The sequence below is a fragment of the Aquibacillus koreensis genome, assembly GCF_025154055.1.
Classification (GTDB): Bacteria; Bacillota; Bacilli; order Bacillales; family Amphibacillaceae; genus Aquibacillus_C; species Aquibacillus_C koreensis.
In genome coordinates, this window is the sequence record NZ_JAOALK010000018.1 from 72,283 (window position 1) to 92,026 (window position 19,744).

Consider the following 19,744-nt stretch of genomic DNA (forward strand, 5'->3'; position numbering starts at 1 on the left):
TTGATAAATGTACGTGATTAATGTGCATCCCCTAAATATTTAGTTTTGAAAAGGGATGGATTCTGTGTTTCTTGTTCATCCTGAATCTCTATTTTGAGTTTTTTAATTCGTCGGTTTTCTACTTCATCTACAGTTATTTTAAGGTTTTGATAATCGAACGAATCACCATTCGATGGAATAGATTCAAGATTTTCAATTACCCAACCACCTAATGTGTGATAAGAGCTCTCCAGCGAAGGAATATTCAACGTATCAGCAAAATCATTTAACGGGTATTGTGCATCAAATTTATAGAGGTTTTCATTTACCTGTGAAAATGATTTAATCTCTTCATCTTGTTCATCCCATATTTCACCAACGATTTCCTCTATGACATCTTCCAAAGTAACTAAACCTGAAGTGCCACCGAATTCATCTAATACAATAGCCATGTGAACTTTTTCTTTTTGAAGTTGAGGCAACAAAGTGGAGATCTTCATAGACTCTACAACAAATAATGGTTCTCTTAGTAATTCTCTAATATTAACATCTTTATATTTTATTATATGAGTGAAAAACTCTTTTTCCGTTAATATACCAATAATATTATCAATATTTTCCTCATAAACAGGAATTCTAGAGAAACGTTCATCAAAGAAAATCTGTTTCACTTCCTCGATTGACTGGTTCACATCTGCAGCTACGACATCTATACGTGGAGTTATAATTTCCTCAGCAATCGTACTATCGAAGTCCATGGAACGGTGAATTAATTGTCTTTCCTCTTTATCAATAACGCCTTCTTCTTCACTTATATCCAACATAACCTTTATTTCTTCTTCTGTTACGGAAGGTAAACTTTCATTTTTAGCGAAAAGCTTGGATACTACGCGCTTTAATTTTAGGAAGAGGAAATTTACTGGAGTTAGTAATATGATTAAGAAATACAATACCGTCGATATAGTTAATGTATAGGATTCCGCATGTTCCTTTGCCAGTGATTTAGGGAGTATCTCACCAAATATTAGAATTAAGATGGTCATAACTACTGTACTAACTACAATACCGGAATTACCTTCAATTATATCAGTAGCTATTGTTGCAGAAATACTCGCTGCGGCAATATTCACGATGTTATTTCCTACTAGAATTGTAGATAACGTATTATCAAAATGCTCAGCGATATGGAGAGCCTTTTTACTCCCACGTCTTCCTTCGTCAACAAAGTTTTTAAGGCGTATTTTATTTACACTTGAAAAGGCTGTTTCGGCTGATGAGAAAAATGCTGATAGCATAATTAAAATAACTAACAAAATAATTGAATTCAGTGGTATATCGTCCAAAAAAATTCACACTCCTAAGTTTTTATTAAAATTAGGATCTTATCAATCTCTCCACTCAGTTAACGTTTACATTTCAGGAATTTAAGTTGTAAGCATAATTAATGATTGAATTAATGCTACTGTCTTAGGTTTTAGATTATCTAAAATTTTTGCTCGTTCCTTTTCTTCTAAATTACCTACATTAGCATAAACTGCTTTTATCTCATTTTGTAAAAAATCTATTTTATTTGAAATTAAATTAACTTGAGTTAGAAAGGCTTCTTGATCCATTTGATTAGAATCCATTAAAGATTTCTTTTGTTTTATATCATCTAAAGTTAGATGCATTTTTTTACACTGTTCAATAAATTTTAACTCTTCCATCGATTCTTCACTATAGTATCTATAGTTTGACTCTGAACGTTTACATTGAAGTAAACCGATTTTTGTATAGTAATCTATTGTTCTTTTAGAAACATTACTTAATTCGGCTAATTCACCTATTCTTAGCAACTTCCCAATTTAATCACCCCAATGGAATTATTATAATTCATTCTGTGTAAAGCGTACAGTGAAACGTTATGCTTAATTGTACAAATTTAGAATCTGTAAGGTGAACATCGCATCATTTAATTAGTGGTAAGATAGGATGTATAATATAGGAGGTCCCTCTTGTTCTAAGAGGATTAATAAAAAGCTACATCTGTCGTAATAGATTGATGGATTTTTAGGTTACAGTTTTCTATAGGTTAGTGAATTATATGTACAAGTTAGCACATTTTTCGTTAATCCTTCCGTTTAAAGTGGACACGGTCCTTTCTATTTATCCTAGATAGTGGACAACAAATCTGTTGGTAGACATCTTCTGTATGCTATACTTAAAAGAAAACAGAAGGATAGATTAGATGATTCAAAAAAGGCTATCTGATCGTGTTGCAGATGAAATAATGTCCATGATCGCTATTGAAAAAAGATTTCTTCCTGGGGACAAGCTCCCGAATGAAAATGACTTATCAGAAGAACTTCAAATTAGTCGTACAACACTTCGTGAAGCAATCCGGATCTTGGTCACAAATGGCGTGTTGGAAATTAGGCGCGGAAAAGGAACGTTTGTCAAAGAAGATATTGATTTAAGCATTATGGAATCATTTGATACGCTCTCTGATGTCAAAGTCAATGCAAAGGATTTATATGAAATGCGTCTAATCTTTGAACCTGAAGCTGCTTATTATGCGACGCTTCGTGCTAGTGATTCGGAATTAGAACGCATTTTGTATTATGGATTGCAAATAGAAGAAAAGATTAGGCAAAACGTGGACCGGACAGAAGTCGAACAAAAATTTCACCAATCGATCGTAAAGGCAACTCATAATGAGTTTATCGAGAAGTTAATGCCAGTTATTTATCAAGCAATTGATAAAGGGGTAATTCTTTCAGAAGAGAAGGAATTAGCAATAAAAGACACAATTAATGATCATAAGATGATTATGGAATTTATGAAAAATCGGAATCCTGAAGGTGCAAGAAGTGCGATGAAAATACACATATTACATGCGATGAAAGAATTGGGAATTGAATAGTTTAATTGAAAAGACATCTTGGATGATTCCAAGATGTCTTTTTGTCATACAACTCTATTGACAGTAGACAACGATCGATATAAAATACATGAAACAAATAAAAAATCAGGGATGTGTGTTTGATGAGAAGAAGTGACATGATTAAGATTGGGGTAGATCGTGCACCACACCGCAGTCTTTTATATGCAACTGGGAAAGTAAAAGCAAAAGATTTAGGCAAACCTTTTATTGGGGTTTGTAACTCTTACATTGATATTATTCCTGGACATGTCCATTTGCGCGAATTTGCTGATGTCGTAAAAGAGGCAATTATTGAAGCGGGTGGTATTCCATTTGAGTTTAATACAATTGGTGTGGATGATGGGATTGCAATGGGGCATATTGGGATGCGCTATTCTTTACCTAGCCGTGAATTAATCGCTGACAGTGCTGAAACTGTCATCAATGCACACTGGTTTGATGGTGTATTTTATATTCCGAACTGTGACAAAATCACACCTGGTATGTTAATGGCTTCTGTTCGTACCAACGTTCCTTCTGTCTTCGTTTCTGGTGGACCAATGGAAGCTGGTGTTAGTTCAACAGGAAAACAACTTTCCTTAACATCTGTTTTTGAAGGTGTTGGTGCTTTTAAATCAGGTAAGATGACCGAAGAGGAATTTAATGATATTGAAGCAAATGCTTGTCCAACTTGTGGTTCATGTTCAGGTATGTTCACAGCAAACTCGATGAACTGTTTGATGGAAATGCTAGGTTTAGCACTACCGGGTAATGGATCGATTGTTGCAACAAGTCCGAAACGTAAAGAGTTAATCTATGAAGCTGCTAAACATTTAGTTCGTATGATTGAAGAAGATGTAAAGCCTCGTGATATTGTCACAAAAGAAGCAATTGATGATGCATTTGCCTTGGATATGGCGATGGGTGGATCGACGAATACCGTTCTCCATACATTAGCGATTGCTAGTGAAGCAGAAATTGATTACGACTTAGCGGATGTAAATGGTATTGCGGAACGTGTGCCTTACCTTTCCAAGATTATGCCTGCTTCTGATTACTCGATGGATGATGTGAATAAGGCTGGTGGCATAAGTGCCATCATTAATGAACTAACAAAAGTTCCGGGTGCAATTCATCCAAATCGTCCTACCATCACAGGGAAAACAATGGGAGAACTTGTAAAAGGGCATGAGATCACAAATGAAAACGTAATTCGCAGCAAAGACAACCCATACAGTCCGGTCGGTGGATTGTCAATCTTATACGGAAACATCGCTCCTGAAGGCGCTGTGATAAAAGTAGGTGCTGTTGATCCTTCTATTAAAGAGTTTGAAGGGGAAGCCATTGTGTTTGAATCGCAAGAAGAAGCACAAGAGGCCATTGATAAAGGAGCTGTAAGAGAGGGGCATGTCGTTGTAATTCGCTATGAAGGACCTAAAGGTGGGCCAGGGATGCCGGAAATGTTAGCACCTACTTCTGCCATTATGGGTCGGGGTTTAGGAAAAACAGTTGCACTTTTAACTGATGGTCGTTTTTCAGGAGCATCTCGCGGAATCTCAATTGGGCATATCTCTCCAGAAGCTGCAGAAGGTGGGCCAATTGCATTAATCGAGAACGGAGATATCATTGTTATCGACTTGCCCAATAGAACGATGAACCTGAAAGTAGCAGATGAAGTGTTAGAAGAGCGTCGTAAAACATTAAAGCCATTCGAACTTAAAATCAAAAAAGGTTGGTTAGGAAGATATTCAAAACTAGTAACAAACGCGTCCAAAGGCGGAGTTATGAGTATCTAAGTTTCATAGTCTTATAACTTTAAAATGCACAGGGACGGTTCTCCTGTTTCCAAATCGACAGAAATGGAAACAGGAGAACCGTCCCTGTGTTTACAGTCTGAGAGATTTAAATATAGGAAGTGTTAAGTGAGGAAAAGTAAAGCGGACTAGGTATCAGCATGGCCCGCTTTTAATATGTATTTTACATCTCTAAATCGGTGAATGCATAAGGCAGTAATTCTCTTAAGGTCAATTCCAATATTTCATTCTTTTCATTTGTTAGATAGACAGGCATTTCAGGTGAACAGAATTCTGCTAATACTTGTCTACAAATGCTACAAGGTGGAAGATACTCTTCTGTATCTCCTGCTACTGCTATTGCCTTGAAGTCACCTTTTTGGTAGCCATTTGCTATAGCGGTGAAGATTGCTGTTCGCTCTGCGCAATTTGTTGCACCAAATGATACATTTTCTACATTTACACCATTAATGACTGTTTCATCTTTTAACAATAATGCTGCTCCAACTGGAAATTTGGAGTAAGGTGCATAGGCTCTTTCCATTATCTTACGTGCACTATCTACTAATTGTTCTTTGTTCATTAGATCCATCCCTTTCAAAGAAGAATGAACTTTAACAGTCCCCTTAAATCAATTATGACTAGAAGGACTTTTAATAATATATTTATTTGAAATAATTGTCAATATATTTTACTTGTTGGACAAGTTTACCTAACTATTAGTGGAAGAAGGATAAGAAGTGCTGTGGTTATCTACTGATTTATTGTATAAATACTTAACTAAGATGGGACACGGTGCACCCGTGTCCCTATTTTCTAAATTCGTTTAGTCGATCGTAAGTTCTTAGTAAAAAGTCATAAAACAAAGATTCAGTTGGGAGTAGGTTACGGTGTGTCGGATAAATAACACCAACTGTCCGCTTTAAATTATAGTCACTTAATGGAACGACCACTGTCGACCTTGGAGTATTATCGACTAAAGTCATCTCAGGCATTAGAGCGCTTCCTAAACCGGCAGAAACGAGCCCTTTAAGTGCGTCAATATCTTTTCCTTCAAATGCAATTTTTGGGGAAAACCTTGCTTTATTACAAGCTTCAATAACTTGATCGCGAAAAATATAGCCCTCTGGTAATACAACAAATGGATCATCCTTTATTTCTCGAAGCGTAATGGACTTTCTATTCGCCAAAGGGTGATGGAATGGTAATAGCGCAACTATATTTTCCGTAAATAGTGTTGTACCGTTTATCTTTTTTTCCATTTCTTTTGAAGGCATAGGTGCAATCATTGCTAGATTAAAATCCCCGTTCACAACACCATCAATTAGATCATAATAGAGTGCATTACTCATCTCGAATCTTGCTTCAGGATAGCGTGTCCGAAAAGCATAAATAATCGATGGTAACGTATGCGCTGCCATACTAATTGGGAAAGCAATTCGGACGGTTCCTTTTGCTGGGTTCAAGTATTCTTTAATTTCTCTTTTTGATTCATCGATTAAAGTTACTACTTGTTTCATGCGTTCAAAAAAAACTCTCCCAAGCGGTGTTAGTTTAACGCTTCTACCTTCCCGAATAAATAGATCAACACCTAATTCATCTTCTAAATTAAAGATTTGTCTACTAACAGAAGACTGAGCAACATGTAGAGCATCAGCTGCTTCTGTAACATGTTCTCTCTTTGCAACTTCCATGAAATATTGTATTTGTCTTATTTCCACCATCAATCACTCCATTATTCATGCAATTAATGCATGGATTTCATCGTTATTAAGTATTGAAGCTATCATTTACAAAATTATAAAATGTTTCTAAGTAAAAAAGAAGTGTTTTTAACAATTTTTATATTTAAGGGGTTGAATTGTTTTGAAGGTTTTAGAAGAAGTAGAAGGTTTGCAAACAGTAAACGTGAGAGATTATGTTACGCATTTATTCAAGAAAGTGGAAAGACGCAATCCAAATGAACCAGAGTTTCTTCAGGCTGTTAAGGAAGTGTTTGATTCTTTAGTACCTGTCCTTGTGAAGAATCCAAAATATATTGAACTTGGAATTTTAGAGCGAATGGTTGAACCTGATAGAATTATTTCTTTTAGAGTTCCTTGGGTAAATGATGAAGGAAAGGTAAAAGTAAATCGTGGATTCCGTGTACAGTTTAATAATGCGATAGGTCCATATAAAGGTGGTTTACGGTTCCATCCATCTGTCAACTCTAGCATTATTAAGTTTTTAGGGTTTGAGCAGATTTTTAAGAATGCTTTAACTGGCCAACCAATTGGTGGTGGTAAAGGTGGCTCAGACTTCGATCCTAAAGGTAAATCCGATTTAGAAATTATGCGCTTCTGTCAAAGCTTTATGACGGAACTGAGTAAGCATATAGGAGCAGATACTGATGTGCCTGCTGGTGATATTGGAGTTGGGGCTAGAGAGATTGGCTATATGTTCGGGCAATATAAAAAGCTAAAAGGTGCTTATGAAGCTGGGGTTCTAACTGGAAAAGGTATTGGTTACGGCGGAAGTCTAGGCAGAAAAGAAGCAACAGGCTACGGCGCGGTATATTTTGTGGAAGAAATGTTAAAAGCTACTGGTTCTGGATTTAAAGGAAATACTGTTGTTGTATCTGGTTCAGGTAACGTATCCATTTATGCGATGGAAAAAGCAATGCAACTAGGTGCAAAGGTAGTAGCATGTAGTGATTCTGGTGGATATATTTATGATCCTAATGGTATCAATCTAGATACAGTAAAGCAGTTAAAAGAAGTAGAGAATAAGAGAATTAGCGAATATGTTAAAGTGCATCCTAATGCCGCTTACCAAGAGGGATGTGCGGGTATTTGGTCAATTCCTTGTGATATTGCGTTACCTTGTGCCACACAAAATGAGTTAGACGAATATGCAGCGAAGGTCCTTGTGTCAAATGGAGTAAAGGCAATTGGTGAGGGCGCAAACATGCCATCTACATTAGAAGCTGTTAATGTCTTCTTAGAAAACAATGTATTATTTGGACCTGCAAAAGCAGCAAACGCAGGGGGAGTAGCAGTATCTGCACTAGAGATGGCACAAAACAGTGCTAGATTAGCTTGGACGCAAGAAGATGTGGATAACAAATTGCAGGATATTATGAAAGATATCTATCAACAAAGTATGGAAGCATCTGAGACTTATGGTGTACCAGGTAACCTTGTTGTAGGAGCAAACATAGCTGGATTCAGAAAAGTGGCTGATGCCATTCTTGCTCACGGTGTAATCTAATAAAACTACGACATTTTAATTGTAAGTGCAATATCTGTAAAACTTAAAATTGAGGCACTTAGGAATAGGCATCAGGCACTTTTAAAATATGTGCTTGGTGCCTTTTTTTGAAAAATATATATTTTCATGCGTCTAATGCATGAGTTTCATCGATTTTTAGTATTGATGCTATCAATTGCAAAGTAATAAGATTAGAGCATAGAGAACGAGATGATTTCATCCCTTTTTAGGAGCTGACTATTGTGAAAGTATTGGATAAAGTAAAAGGTATTGATCCGATTGATGTTCAGTGTTATGTAAATCAAATAATTGCTAAAGTAGAATTCCTTAATCCTAATGAACCTGAATTTCTTCAAGCAGTAAAAGAAGTAATCCGTTCCATAATACCTGTGCTTGTGAAAAATCCAATCTATTTAAAACAGGCAGTTCTAGATAAATTAGTGGAACCAGAGCGGATGATCTTGTTTATGGTCCCTTGGGTGGATGATGAGGGTAATACAAAGGTTAACCGTGGTTTTCGTGTGCAGTATAATAGTGCTATTGGGCCCTATAAAGGTGGATTAAGATTTCATCCTTCTGTTAATGGAAGCGTTTTAAAATTTTTAGGATTTCAACAAGTAATTAAAAATGCCTTAACCTCACAACCAATTGGTGGAGGAACAGGCGGTTCTGATTTTGATCCAGAAGGCAAATCGGATGCGGAAATACTTCGCTTTTGTCAAAGCTTTATGGCTGAACTTAGCAGGCATATAGGACCGTATAAGGATGTACCCTCTGGTGATATAGGTGTTGGGACAAGGGAAATCAGATATTTGTTCAGTGAGTACAAAAAAATCCGTGGCACTTACGAAGCGAGTGTGTTAACAGTCAAAGCTGTCGGTTATGGTGGTAGTTTTGGCAGAAAAGAAGCTACCGGTTACGGTATCGTATATTTTGTGGAAGAAATGCTTAAAAATAGACGTATGAGTTTTAATAAAAAAACGGTTGTCGTATCCGGTTCAGGGAACGTAGCCATTTATGCAATGGAAAAGGCGATAGAGTTAGGGGCTATAGTGGTAGCTTGTAGTGACTCGAGTGGCTATATTTATGATCCTCGCGGGTTGAAACTGGACACTATCACAAGATTGAAAGAATTCGAAAATAAAAAAATTAGTGATTATGTATTAGCGCATCCAGAAGCTATTTTCGTGGAAGGAAGTACGGGTATATGGTCTATCCCTTGTGATATAGCATTGCCTTGCGCAACGCAAAATGAGATTAATAGCGTTGCAGCTTCTCAACTTATTTCCAATGGAGTAAAGGCAATAGGGGAAGGCGCAAATATGCCATCGACGATAGCTGCAATTGACTTGTTTCTAGAAAATAATGTATTGATTGCTCCATACAAAGCAGCGAATGCAGGTGGCGTTTCTGTAACAGCCTTAGAGATGGCTAAGCATAGTAAAAGTCTGGTGTGGAAACGAGAAGAAGTAGATTCAAAACTACAGGAGATCATGAAAGATATTTATCAGACATGTAAGGAAACATCAGAAGCATATGATTGTCCTGGAAACCTTATGGTAGGTGCAAATATAGCAGGATTTCTGAAAGTAGCCGATGCGATGATTGCAAGAAAGGTATCCACTGGATAAAAAACATATAAAATCAATCGAACTTAACTACCTTATGAAAATAAAGATTTGACTAAAAACACAAGTGGGATTAGAGTATCCGCTTGTGCTTTTTTCTATGGTATGATAAAAGCAACCGACTAAGGAGGATTTCGACTATGAATACTATTATTTTTGATGTGGATGATACACTATACGACCAAGCACAATCCTTTCATAAAACGTTTAAGAAATTGTTTGATTTTCCTCATACTTATGAACAAATCGATCAAGTCTATCGAACGAGTCGAAAGTACAGTGAAATCTTATTTGATAAGAGTGAAGCGGGTGAATTGACGAAAGAAGAATGGCAAATCGGGCGGATTACTGCTGCCTGTAAAGATTTTGATATTCCGATCGATGAACAGAAAGCACGTGTTTTTCATGAAACTTATGTTGCTGAACAACAAAGAATCACCTTGTTTAGTGAAGTGGAACAGCTGTTAGATGTGCTAGTTCAAGAAGGTAAAGAGCTTGCCATTCTTACAAATGGGGATGAAGAGCACCAGGCGATGAAAATTAAACAGCTTGGTTTAACTAGATGGTTTCCTGAAGAAAACATCTTTATCTCTGGGGCACATGGTCATGCAAAGCCAAAGCGAGAAATATTTGAGATTATGGAATCGAAAATGGGTCTAGATAAATCAAAAACGGTTTATATTGGTGACTCGTTTGAAAAAGATGTTGTCGGTGCAAAACAAGTAGGATGGAAGGCCGTTTGGATGAATCATCGTAAGCGGATTATCCCAGAAGGTGCCACGTTTAAGGCAGATAAAGAAGTTCACAATGCTAAAGAGTTACTTTATTTGTTTGTGTAATATAACTAAAATAAAAGGTATGGGTTCTAGATCGAACGCATGCTTTTTTTTCATCGTGGCCCAGGGACCCGTACTGTTCAAATAAGATGATGAATTCGAATTCAAATACATGAAAACACCCTCGACTAATATAGCCAAGAGTGTTTGTAAATAAGTGAGAGATTTATACAACAGAACTTATTCTTGTATATGCTCTTTTGTTTTTTTCTTTATTCGATCTTTTCTTTTTGGTCCTTTAACAATCTCTTGTTTAGCTGCTTTATAAAAGGAGGCTCCCATCAGTAGCATAACGACGGAAAACGGAAGTGCAGCAATAATGAGCATGTTTTGTAATCCCTGTGTTCCTCCAAAATAGACAATAATAGCAGCCATTGCTGACATAGCAAGTCCCCAAGTGATCTTAACGGAGTTGGCGGGATTTAGCGATCCAGATGTACTAAGCATACCAAGTACAAATGTTGCTGAATCTGCTGAAGTAATAAAAAAGATTGCAATGACGACAATGGTGATTAGTGACATAAATTCACCTAGTGGATAATGCTGAAGGACTCCAAACGTTGTTGTTTCGATCGAGTAGTTTGAAATAACATCAAGTCCATTTTGCTCAATGTTTAGCGCGGATACACCAAATACTGCAAAAAAGATAAAGCACACCAACGCGGGGACAAATAGAACACCAAGCATAAATTCTTTAATGGTTCGTCCTTTGGATATTCTTGCGATGAAAATTCCTACAAATGGAGCCCAGGAAATCCACCATGCCCAGTAAAAGATTGTCCAATTATCAATCCAAGTACGTCTTGCTTCATTTAAAGGCGATAAACGGAAACTCATATCAAAAAAGTTTGCTATGTAACTGCCAAGAGTCGTTGTAAACATATTTAAAATATAAAGTGTAGGTCCAACGATAAATAACAGTAATAATAATGCAAACCCTAGTCCCATATTAATATTACTTAAATATTTAATTCCTTTCCCAACCCCAGACCAAGCTGAAATAATAAATAAAACAGTGGAAATGGCTAGAATTAATAATTGCATCCCAAAATTATTAGGAGTATTGAAAAGATACGAGAGACCACCATTAATTTGTGCTGATCCAAACCCTAACGTGGAAGCAACCCCAACTACTGTAGCAAAAATAGCTAAAGTATCAATGAGTTTTCCTAGTATCCCTTGCATACTCTTTTCTCCGAAGATCGGTATGAGCGTTGCACTTATTAATCCGGGAAGACCTTTACGGAATTTAAAATAAGCTAGAACGAGAGCTACTACACCATACACGGCCCAAGCATGAATTCCCCAGTGGAAAAAGGAATATTGAAGAGCTTGCCTGATTGCTTCATTAGATCCCACTTCAGCCCCGGGTGGACTTTTAAATGCATGAGAAATTGGTTCTGCGGTCGTCCAAAAGACTAATCCCATCCCCATACCTGCACTGAATAGCATGGCAAACCATGTAGCTAAATTAAAATCTGGCTTGTCTTCTTCTTTACCTAACTTAATATTCCCGAACTTCGAAAAAATTAAGTAGATACAAAAAACGAGCAGTATCATGATAATTAATAGGTAATACCATCCAAATGCCTCAGAGATATACGTCGTAACCTTTAATGATACTGACTTTAGATGTTCAGGAGCAATTGCGCCCCATACGACTAGTACGCCACAAATAGTAAGTGCGTACCAAAAAACGGAACTTACATTTTTCACAATTTCACCTCAATTGAAAATTTTTGCAACTTTACTATTATCTCTTAACCTATCAGAAATTTCAACAATTCACGGCATGGTTTGCTGGATAGGACAAAGGGATATGTGTCCCACTTAGATAAAGATTTCTCTTCCTTAGTTAAATGATCATAGATCCAATTTCCTTAGAACTAGTTTTACAAGCCTGTGTTAAAGAGCAACAAGGTAATCTATTAATAGTTTTGGAGCTACTAGTAAAGATGAATAATGCATGCGGAACAAGGGACGGTCCTGGTGTTGTATATTCACAAAATATTCCAAAAAATTTTGTTGACTTACGATTCAATTATGTGTAGGGTTATTAATAACGAACAATTAAAACTAAATATTCTTATCCAGAGTAGGCGGAGGGACTGGCCCGATGAAGCTCGGCAACCGGATTTACATTTTTGTAGGTCACGGTGCTAATTCCAGCAGAATTTTTATTTCTGATAGATGAGAGACTGACGCGATCAAATAATTAAAGGTCTTTCTCAAATGAGAAAGGCCTTTTTTAATGGCAAAAAGAAAGAAGGTGTGGAAAGTGACAAGTAATATTAAAGAGAGGTTGCAGCATCATATTTTAATTCTTGATGGTGCGATGGGAACAATGTTGCAGCAACAAAATTTGTCCGAAGATGATTTTGGTGGAGCAGATTATGATGGGTGTAATGAGTACTTATGCAAGACACGTCCCGATGTGCTTCTACAAATTCACCGGGATTACTTACAGGCTGGTGCAGATATTATTGAAACGAACACATTTGGTGCGACGCCACTAGTTTTGGCTGAGTATGATCTTAGTCATCTGGCAGAGGAGATTAATATCGAGTCTGCACAATTAGCGAGACAGGCGGCTGATGCGTTTTCAACATTGGAATGGCCACGTTACGTCGCTGGCGCGCTTGGTCCAACAACAAAGAGTTTGTCTGTGACAGGGGGGGTGACCTTTGAAGAACTTGTGGACAATTATTATATCCAGACGAGGGGTCTAATCAAGGGGGGAGTGGACCTTTTATTATTAGAGACTTCTCAAGACTTACTGAATGTAAAGGCGGGTAGCCTTGGAATTCATCGAGCATTTGAGGAGCTGGGAAAACAACTCCCAATCATTATTTCGGGGACGATCGAGCCGATGGGGACGACGCTAGCCGGACAAACAATTGAAGCTTTTTATACGGCAGTGGAGCACCTAAAGCCTCTAGCGGTCGGTCTTAATTGTGCAACAGGGCCTGAATTTATGACCGATCATCTCCGAACACTATCATCTCTTGCCAAAACAGCTGTCAGTTGTTATCCGAATGCAGGACTGCCTGATGAAGAAGGGCATTATCATGAAACACCAACCAGTTTGGCTAGTAAACTAGCAGACTTTGCTGATCAACAATGGCTAAATATTGTAGGGGGATGTTGTGGCACAAGGCCTGAACATATTCGTGCGATCAGAGAAGTAATTAAAGATAGACAGCCACGCGAATATGCAAAGAACAAACAACATGCGATCTCTGGATTGAATGCGGTTTTTTTAGAAGATGATAACCGCCCTATCTTTGTCGGGGAACGTACCAATGTAATCGGTTCTAGAAAATTTAAACAGTTAATCGCAGGTGGAGAATTCGAAGCAGCTTCTGAAATTGCTAGAGATCAGGTGAAGTCTGGTGCACAAGTGATTGATATCTGCCTAGCGGACCCTGATAGCGAAGAAATAGAGGATATGGAAAAATTTTTGTATCACGTGATTCGGAAAGTCAAAGTTCCACTAATGATCGATTCTACTGATGCAGAGGTCGTTGAGCTAGGGCTTCGTCATTCACAAGGAAAAGCAATCATCAACTCTACTAATCTAGAAGACGGGGAAGAGCGACTAGCTAACGTTGCGAAGTTAGCAACCAAATATGGGGCAGCGCTTATTATCGGGACGATTGATGAAGAAGGGATGGCAGTTACGAAAGAAAGAAAATTGGAAGTAGCTACTCGTATTGTTAACCTCTTAGTCGATCAATATGGGATGAAACCCCGCGATATTATTATCGATCCGTTAACATTTCCGGTCGGGACTGGTGATGAAAAATACATTGGTTCTGCAAAGGAAACAGTCGAAGGAATTCGGTTGTTGAGACAACATTTACCGGAGTGTCCAACTATCTTAGGTGTCAGCAACATTTCTTTCGGTCTACCACCAGCGGGGCGTGAAGTATTAAATTCTGTTTTCTTGTATGAATGTACAAAGGCAGGACTTGGCTATGCCATGGTCAATACGGAAAAATTAGAACGGTATGCTTCGATTTCGGAAGAAGAAAAAGATCTAGCAAGTCGTCTCCTTTTTGAAACCTCTGACAAATTAGTTGCTGCGTTTACTGCCTTTTATCGTAAGAAAAAGACAGTGAAGACCGATGACACACCAAGTTTGCCACTTAAAGAGAGACTAGCAAAATATGTGGTGGATGGTACAAAACAAGGATTAATTAAAGACTTAGAGGAAGCACTAGAAACTGATAAACCTTTAGACATTATTAATGGACCACTGATGGAGGGCATGTCAGAGGTCGGTCGTCTGTTTAATTTAAACGAGTTGATCGTCGCAGAGGTATTGCAAAGTGCGGAAGTGATGAAAGCGGCTGTTTCTTTTCTGGAGCAATTCATGGAAAAGACGGATACGAGTAAGAAAGGAAAGATTTTGCTTGCTACCGTAAAAGGGGATGTCCATGATATTGGCAAAAACTTAGTCGAAATCATCTTAATTAATAATGGTTTTGATGTGATTAATTTAGGCATTAAGGTTCCTCCAGAACAATTAATTCGAGCTTATCGTGAACAAAATCCAGACATGATTGGCTTATCAGGATTGCTTGTAAAATCAGCACAACAGATGGTCGTCACTGCGGAGGATTTTCAAAAAGCGGGAGTAAATGTACCACTCTTGGTCGGTGGAGCAGCCTTATCTAAAAAGTTTACTTATACAAAAATCAAACCGAATTATGAATCACCGGTTATTTTTGCTAAAGATGCGATGGAAGGTTTAGATTTTGCAAATCGCTTAATGAAGCCAAGTGAACGCGAAAAGTTAGAAATGGAGTTAGAGAAAGCAAGGGTAGACATGGTTGCCGCTAAGAACAACACGAATAAAGAGAAAAAAGTGGATAGTGACGAACCCAAAGTATCAACCATTCAGAAAGATGCACCCGTTTTTCCAGCACCAGATTTAGATCGACATGTGTTACGCGATTACCCGGTCAAGTACATACGCCCTTACGTGAACATGCAGATGTTAATTGGGAAGCATCTTGGGTTTAAAGGGAATGTCATCAAAAAGGTAGAGGAAGGAGATCCAAAAGCAGTTGCACTGAAAGAACTTGTGGATGAATTGTTAGACATGTGTGAAAGGGATGGCATTATTAAGCCGCAAGCTGTGTATCAATTTTTTCCTGCACAAGCTTCTGGAGATCACGTCTATATTTATGATAAAGACCAACAAAAAGTACTAGAAAGTTTTCACTTTCCAAGGCAAGAGCAGAAGCCGTACTTGTGCTTATCTGACTTTTTGCGAACGAAAGAGAGTGGAGTGATGGATTATGTTGCCTTTTTCTCAGTCACTGCTGGAAAAGGTGTGCGTGAACTAGCGGAGAAGTGGAAAAACGAAGGAGACTATTTAAGGTCCCATGCGATTCAAGCGATTGCACTGGAGTTGGCGGAAGGTTTCGCCGAACGCCTGCATCAAATGTTGCGAGATCAATGGGGGTTTCCAGACCCGCAAGAGATGACGATGCGAGAGCGATTCATTGCTCGATATCAAGGTATTCGTGTTTCGTTCGGGTACCCAGCTTGTCCAAACTTAGATGATCAAGCTCAATTGTTTCGCTTAATTAAACCAGAGGATATTGGTGTTGAGCTTACCGAGGAGTTCATGATGGACCCAGAAGCAAGTGTATCAGCTTTAGTCTTTTCCCATCCAGAAGGCAAGTACTTCAACGCATAACGTCTGTGCGATCAAAAGGAATAGGAAGGTGATGAAATTGTCGGGAAAGAAACAAGGTGATTTTCTAACATTATTAGAAAAAGGGCATGTCATTGGGGATGGGGCAATGGCAACACTGATGCACCAATCTGGAATCCCTGCGAGAACCTGTTTTGAAGCACTTTGCCTGCAGGATCCTAAGCTAATAACCGAAGCGCATGTTGCCTATTTAGCTGCAGGTTCACAGGTCATTCAAACGAATACATTTAGCGGACATCGCTTAGGGCTTCAGCGTTATGGATTAGAAAACCAGGTGTGGGATATTAATCGTGCCGCGGTGAAAGTGGCACGAGATGCGATTCATACTTATCAGAAACAGTCCAAGGTGGAACGCGAAGCTTTTGTATTCGGAACTATTGGATCGACGGCAGACCTTAAAACACCCGACTTTGTGCATCAAGGAGCTAAGATGTCTTTACGATTTCTGTTTGAGGAGCAATTATCAGCGTTGTTAGAAGAATCGGTGGATGGGATACTGTTAGAAACATTTGCCGATTTGAATGAATTACAACTAGCTGTAGAAACAGTGCGAAGACAAACGAATGTGCCAATCATCGCCAACCTTGCTCCAGAAGTAGTTGGTGTTACACGTGATGGTTTTTCTATCGAAGAAGCGTTCCGTGTGTTAGAGAAAGAAGGTGCTAATGTAGTTGGTTTAAATTGCCGACTTGGCTTATCTGGTATCTTGCGGACGTATGAAAATATACAGCTCAATCCGAACTCTCGTTATGCTGCTGTACCAAACAGTGGGTTACTGCACATGGTGGATGGGGAGTACTCTTATACGGGTAATGCGGATTATTTTGCTTCTATAAGTAAACAACTTATTCAAAAAGGGGTTTCATTTATTGGTGGATGTTGTGGTACGACGCCAGATCACATTCGTACGTTAGTAAAACGTCTAGAAAAATTGCCAGAAGAAGAAAAGCGTGTAAGACCGAATGAATTTTCAGTCAATAATTCGATTACTATCCGTGATGTTGTAAAAGGTGATCAAGAGACAGATGATATTGGAAACCTAGAAGGTGATTCGTCCGGACATTCTCTTATTCAAAAAGCTTTATATGAACCCACCATTATAGTCGAGCTAGACCCGCCGAAGGTATTGGATATAGAAGGGTACATGGAAGCCACCAAAATACTGAAGGATGCAGGAGTGGATGCAGTCACGATCGCGGATAATTCACTTGGATCTGTCCGTGTGAGCAACATGGCGATTGCCAGCTTAATAAAAGAGATGGGGGTAGAACCTCTCGTTCATATTGCATGTCGGGATCGAAACTTAATCGGACAACAATCGCATTTAATGGGGCTTCATGTGTTGGGGATTCATCATATCCTATTAATTACTGGTGATCCTTCGAAGTTCGGTGATTTGCCTGGTGCGACTTCCGTATTTGATGTTTCGTCTACTGACTTAACCAAGATGGTAAAAAAGCTCAATAATGGCATTGCATTTTCAGGTCAACCGCTGAAGCAACGCTCAAAATTTGTAGTAGGTACTTCCTTTAACCCTCATGTTAGAAACTTTCATAAAGCGATTGATCGCTTAAAACGAAAGCTAGACGCCGGTGCAGATTATGTGATGACACAACCAATCTATGATGTTAGGTTATTTGAAAAGTTAGCGAGAGCTATTGAGCCATTCCAAGTCCCTGTGTTTGTTGGCATTATGCCTATGGTTAGCTCTCGTAATGCGCAATTTCTCCATAACGAAGTTCCAGGCATTCAAATTCCAGATGAGATTTTAGAAAGAATGGATAAGGAATCAAAGGAAGAAGCAACACAAGAAGGTTTGGCTATATCTGAAGAATTAATAAACGAAGCGCTAACGTATTTCAATGGTATCTACTTAGTTACTCCGTTCCTACGTGCTGAATTAACTGCGCATTTAACACGATATATTCATGATTTAAAGGCAGTGATTAAGTAATGACTGAGACTTCTTTTAAGTGAGAACTTTGTGTATGGAAAGGTAATGGGGGATATTAGAGGATGGAATGCTATGTAAAACACTTGTCTGGAGAGTTTTGTATGACTGCAAAACCTCCCCTTTAGATGTAAGCAATGGGAGGTTTTGTTTAAGATTAAAAAGGGTATTCGAAAATATTCCGTTACGATTTCGGAGCTCCTGGTGGATAATAATAAGGTGGTACTTTAATCCAGCCTCTTTTCCTCATTTGTTCTCTTAGTGTAGATCCAAACTTCATTTTTTCGAGTAAACAGTGGGCAAATGCAGCCGCTATGTCTGTTCGAATGGATTGACTAGCAGCTGTTGCGCAATGTGTTACCGCGGTTAAAGTTTTTATGCTTAACCCATTCATAATTTCTTCGTCAGTCAATTTTGCTCCAATTGGTATGGCGTTTGGATCAGACTTTGGACGTTCTTCGCTTGTTGGAGGTTGGGGAATACCTTCTTTTTTCATTAGATCTTTGAAGCGCTGACTCTGGGTTTCACACTGATGTAAACTCTCCTTTAATATTCTTTTTACTTCATCATCATTTGATGTATTAAGACCAATTTGAATATATATAGTAGCCTCGTCCATTAGTGCGAGGTACATCCAACAGGTCATTACTTCACCAACATGCATTGGATTTTTAGGTTCATTGTCTAGGTTCATTTGTAAGAAGTCTTTTACAGATTCAAATACATTCGTCATTTGATTGCCTCCTAACTGGTATATACATAATATTTTCCAAATTAGGATAGTTATACATGAAGATTATTGAAAGGAAGTTGTGAGGCTGATCTTATGATTCTATTGAAAAATTGTAACCAGTTATTAATTCACGAATGACGACACGGGTCCCAGTACCGGTGTAACTTTCTATCGGTTGTTACGTCTAATAAGTAAATAAAATAATAAGGTGTGGTCATAGTGGTAAGAAGATACTATTTTTTTTTCATTCTTATAACGGTCTTCTTTTCTTTATTCATAGCAGTACCCGTGTTTGCAGTACTTGACCCAAGTGAAGTAGAAGAGATTAAACAAGATGCTCCCTTGCATATACAAGGAGAGGTCACGGAAGACGCACTGTTGTATAACCTTAATGAAAAAAGTAACTCTCCAACACAAATACGTATGATGACACTTGAAATAGATAAATTCCTAAAACAACCAATTGATTTAAGATTGTCTAAAGGTGATACTTTGGACGTTCACTATTCTTATATTCCGGGTTGGGTGCAGATGGCTGGTCCATCTAAGATGGACATCATGCCAGGTGATCGAATTGAAATATATTTGGAAGAGGGGCAAAGCAGTTGGGAGCCAGCACTTAGTGGGAGTACAGTAGAACATATTCACTATGTAGAAAAAAGAACGGAACATGTTCCCGAACCATTCACCCACTGGTTCCAGCATAAGGTAGAGGAATATACAGGATACTTTGTGTTAGCAGGGATGTCGCTTGTGACCATGTTTATGATCATGGTGATTCGTAAATTGGTTCAATTTCGGAAATCTGAACCAACCTATCATTAGTGGGAATCGAAAGACGGTTCCCACTTATCTTTTTCTATGAAACTACAAACAATAATGAACAAATATAGGATTTTTTAGTGTAAAGGTGTAGCTAGGATCATCACGAAGACCCCTGTGTAA

General features: G+C 38.2%; 14 protein-coding genes and 1 riboswitch. Of the genes, 8 read left to right on the plus strand and 6 right to left on the minus strand.

The genetic code is table 11. The features are described from left to right. Positions 1-17 precede the first annotated feature (17 nt). Both NYQ66_RS05345 and NYQ66_RS05350 read right to left on the minus strand, forming a co-directional pair. Positions 18-1,322 (minus strand): hemolysin family protein, encoded by a 1,305-nt coding sequence (locus NYQ66_RS05345; protein ID WP_259867663.1) that lies wholly within the window; start codon positions 1,320-1,322, stop codon positions 18-20. Between the two features lie 81 nt (positions 1,323-1,403). Beyond that, positions 1,404-1,814 (minus strand): MerR family transcriptional regulator, encoded by a 411-nt coding sequence (locus NYQ66_RS05350; protein WP_259867665.1) that lies wholly within the window; start codon positions 1,812-1,814, stop codon positions 1,404-1,406. Positions 1,815-2,206: 392 nt separating this feature from the next. Between NYQ66_RS05350 and NYQ66_RS05355 the strand changes: the two genes are divergently transcribed. Both NYQ66_RS05355 and ilvD read left to right on the plus strand, forming a co-directional pair. Beyond that, positions 2,207-2,881 carry a FadR/GntR family transcriptional regulator gene (locus tag NYQ66_RS05355; RefSeq protein ID WP_259867668.1) on the plus strand — a complete coding sequence of 225 codons (675 nt, stop codon included), beginning with the start codon at positions 2,207-2,209 and terminating at the stop codon, positions 2,879-2,881. Between the two features lie 122 nt (positions 2,882-3,003). Next, positions 3,004-4,677: a dihydroxy-acid dehydratase gene (gene ilvD, locus NYQ66_RS05360; protein WP_259867672.1), complete on the plus strand. Its 1,674-nt coding sequence runs from the start codon at positions 3,004-3,006 to the stop codon at positions 4,675-4,677. A gap of 181 nt (positions 4,678-4,858) precedes the next feature. Here the strand turns inward: ilvD and NYQ66_RS05365 are convergent, their stop codons facing one another. After that, complete coding sequence (locus tag NYQ66_RS05365) at positions 4,859-5,257, minus strand: cytidine deaminase (protein ID WP_259867677.1); 399 nt, start codon at positions 5,255-5,257, stop codon at positions 4,859-4,861. Between the two features lie 226 nt (positions 5,258-5,483). Then, positions 5,484-6,395: a LysR family transcriptional regulator gene (locus NYQ66_RS05370; protein WP_259867680.1), complete on the minus strand. Its 912-nt coding sequence runs from the start codon at positions 6,393-6,395 to the stop codon at positions 5,484-5,486. A 187-nt stretch (positions 6,396-6,582) separates the two neighbouring features. Here NYQ66_RS05370 and gdhA (NYQ66_RS05375) point away from each other — a divergent pair, with 187 nt between their 5' ends. From gdhA (NYQ66_RS05375) to NYQ66_RS05385, 3 genes are all read left to right on the plus strand, one after another. Further along, the gene (gdhA, locus tag NYQ66_RS05375) at positions 6,583-7,923 is read left to right on the plus strand and encodes an NADP-specific glutamate dehydrogenase (protein WP_407652052.1); all 1,341 of its coding nucleotides are present in this window, start codon (positions 6,583-6,585) and stop codon (positions 7,921-7,923) included. 242 nt (positions 7,924-8,165) lie between these two features. Continuing rightward, complete coding sequence (gdhA, locus tag NYQ66_RS05380; RefSeq protein WP_407652049.1) at positions 8,166-9,554, plus strand: NADP-specific glutamate dehydrogenase; 1,389 nt, start codon at positions 8,166-8,168, stop codon at positions 9,552-9,554. Positions 9,555-9,691: 137 nt separating this feature from the next. Then, positions 9,692-10,390, plus strand: coding sequence for an HAD family hydrolase (locus NYQ66_RS05385; protein WP_259867686.1), 699 nt, complete (start codon positions 9,692-9,694; stop codon positions 10,388-10,390). A 177-nt stretch (positions 10,391-10,567) separates the two neighbouring features. Here NYQ66_RS05385 and NYQ66_RS05390 read toward each other — a convergent pair whose 3' ends face one another. Next, positions 10,568-12,103, minus strand: a complete 1,536-nt coding sequence (locus NYQ66_RS05390) for a BCCT family transporter (RefSeq protein WP_272479990.1) — start codon at positions 12,101-12,103, stop codon at positions 10,568-10,570. 367 nt (positions 12,104-12,470) lie between these two features. After that, positions 12,471-12,584: riboswitch (SAM riboswitch) on the plus strand. A gap of 81 nt (positions 12,585-12,665) precedes the next feature. On the opposite strand from NYQ66_RS05390, the gene metH reads away from it, so the two are divergent. Then, positions 12,666-16,097 carry a methionine synthase gene (gene metH / locus NYQ66_RS05395; RefSeq protein ID WP_407652050.1) on the plus strand — a complete coding sequence of 1,144 codons (3,432 nt, stop codon included), beginning with the start codon at positions 12,666-12,668 and terminating at the stop codon, positions 16,095-16,097. A 31-nt stretch (positions 16,098-16,128) separates the two neighbouring features. After that, entirely contained in the window at positions 16,129-18,069 is a 1,941-nt protein-coding gene (locus NYQ66_RS05400; RefSeq protein WP_272479991.1) for a bifunctional homocysteine S-methyltransferase/methylenetetrahydrofolate reductase, read from the plus strand. Between the two features lie 181 nt (positions 18,070-18,250). On the opposite strand, the gene NYQ66_RS05405 is transcribed toward NYQ66_RS05400, so the two are convergent. Then, positions 18,251-18,799 (minus strand): DUF3231 family protein, encoded by a 549-nt coding sequence (locus NYQ66_RS05405; RefSeq protein ID WP_259867691.1) that lies wholly within the window; start codon positions 18,797-18,799, stop codon positions 18,251-18,253. Positions 18,800-19,018: 219 nt separating this feature from the next. Between NYQ66_RS05405 and NYQ66_RS05410 the strand changes: the two genes are divergently transcribed. Then, the gene (locus tag NYQ66_RS05410; RefSeq protein WP_259867694.1) at positions 19,019-19,624 is read left to right on the plus strand and encodes a hypothetical protein; all 606 of its coding nucleotides are present in this window, start codon (positions 19,019-19,021) and stop codon (positions 19,622-19,624) included. The last annotated feature ends 120 nt before the right edge of the window (positions 19,625-19,744 follow it).

Coding starts and splice junctions, on each gene's coding strand:
- NYQ66_RS05400 (WP_272479991.1), top strand. CDS start 16,129: ATGAAATTGTCGGGAAAGAAACAAGGTGATTTTCTAACATTATTAGAA.
- NYQ66_RS05355 (WP_259867668.1), top strand. CDS start 2,207: ATGATTCAAAAAAGGCTATCTGATCGTGTTGCAGATGAAATAATGTCC.
- NYQ66_RS05405 (WP_259867691.1), bottom strand. CDS start 18,799: ATGACGAATGTATTTGAATCTGTAAAAGACTTCTTACAAATGAACCTA.
- NYQ66_RS05365 (WP_259867677.1), bottom strand. CDS start 5,257: ATGAACAAAGAACAATTAGTAGATAGTGCACGTAAGATAATGGAAAGA.
- NYQ66_RS05385 (WP_259867686.1), top strand. CDS start 9,692: ATGAATACTATTATTTTTGATGTGGATGATACACTATACGACCAAGCA.
- ilvD (WP_259867672.1), top strand. CDS start 3,004: ATGAGAAGAAGTGACATGATTAAGATTGGGGTAGATCGTGCACCACAC.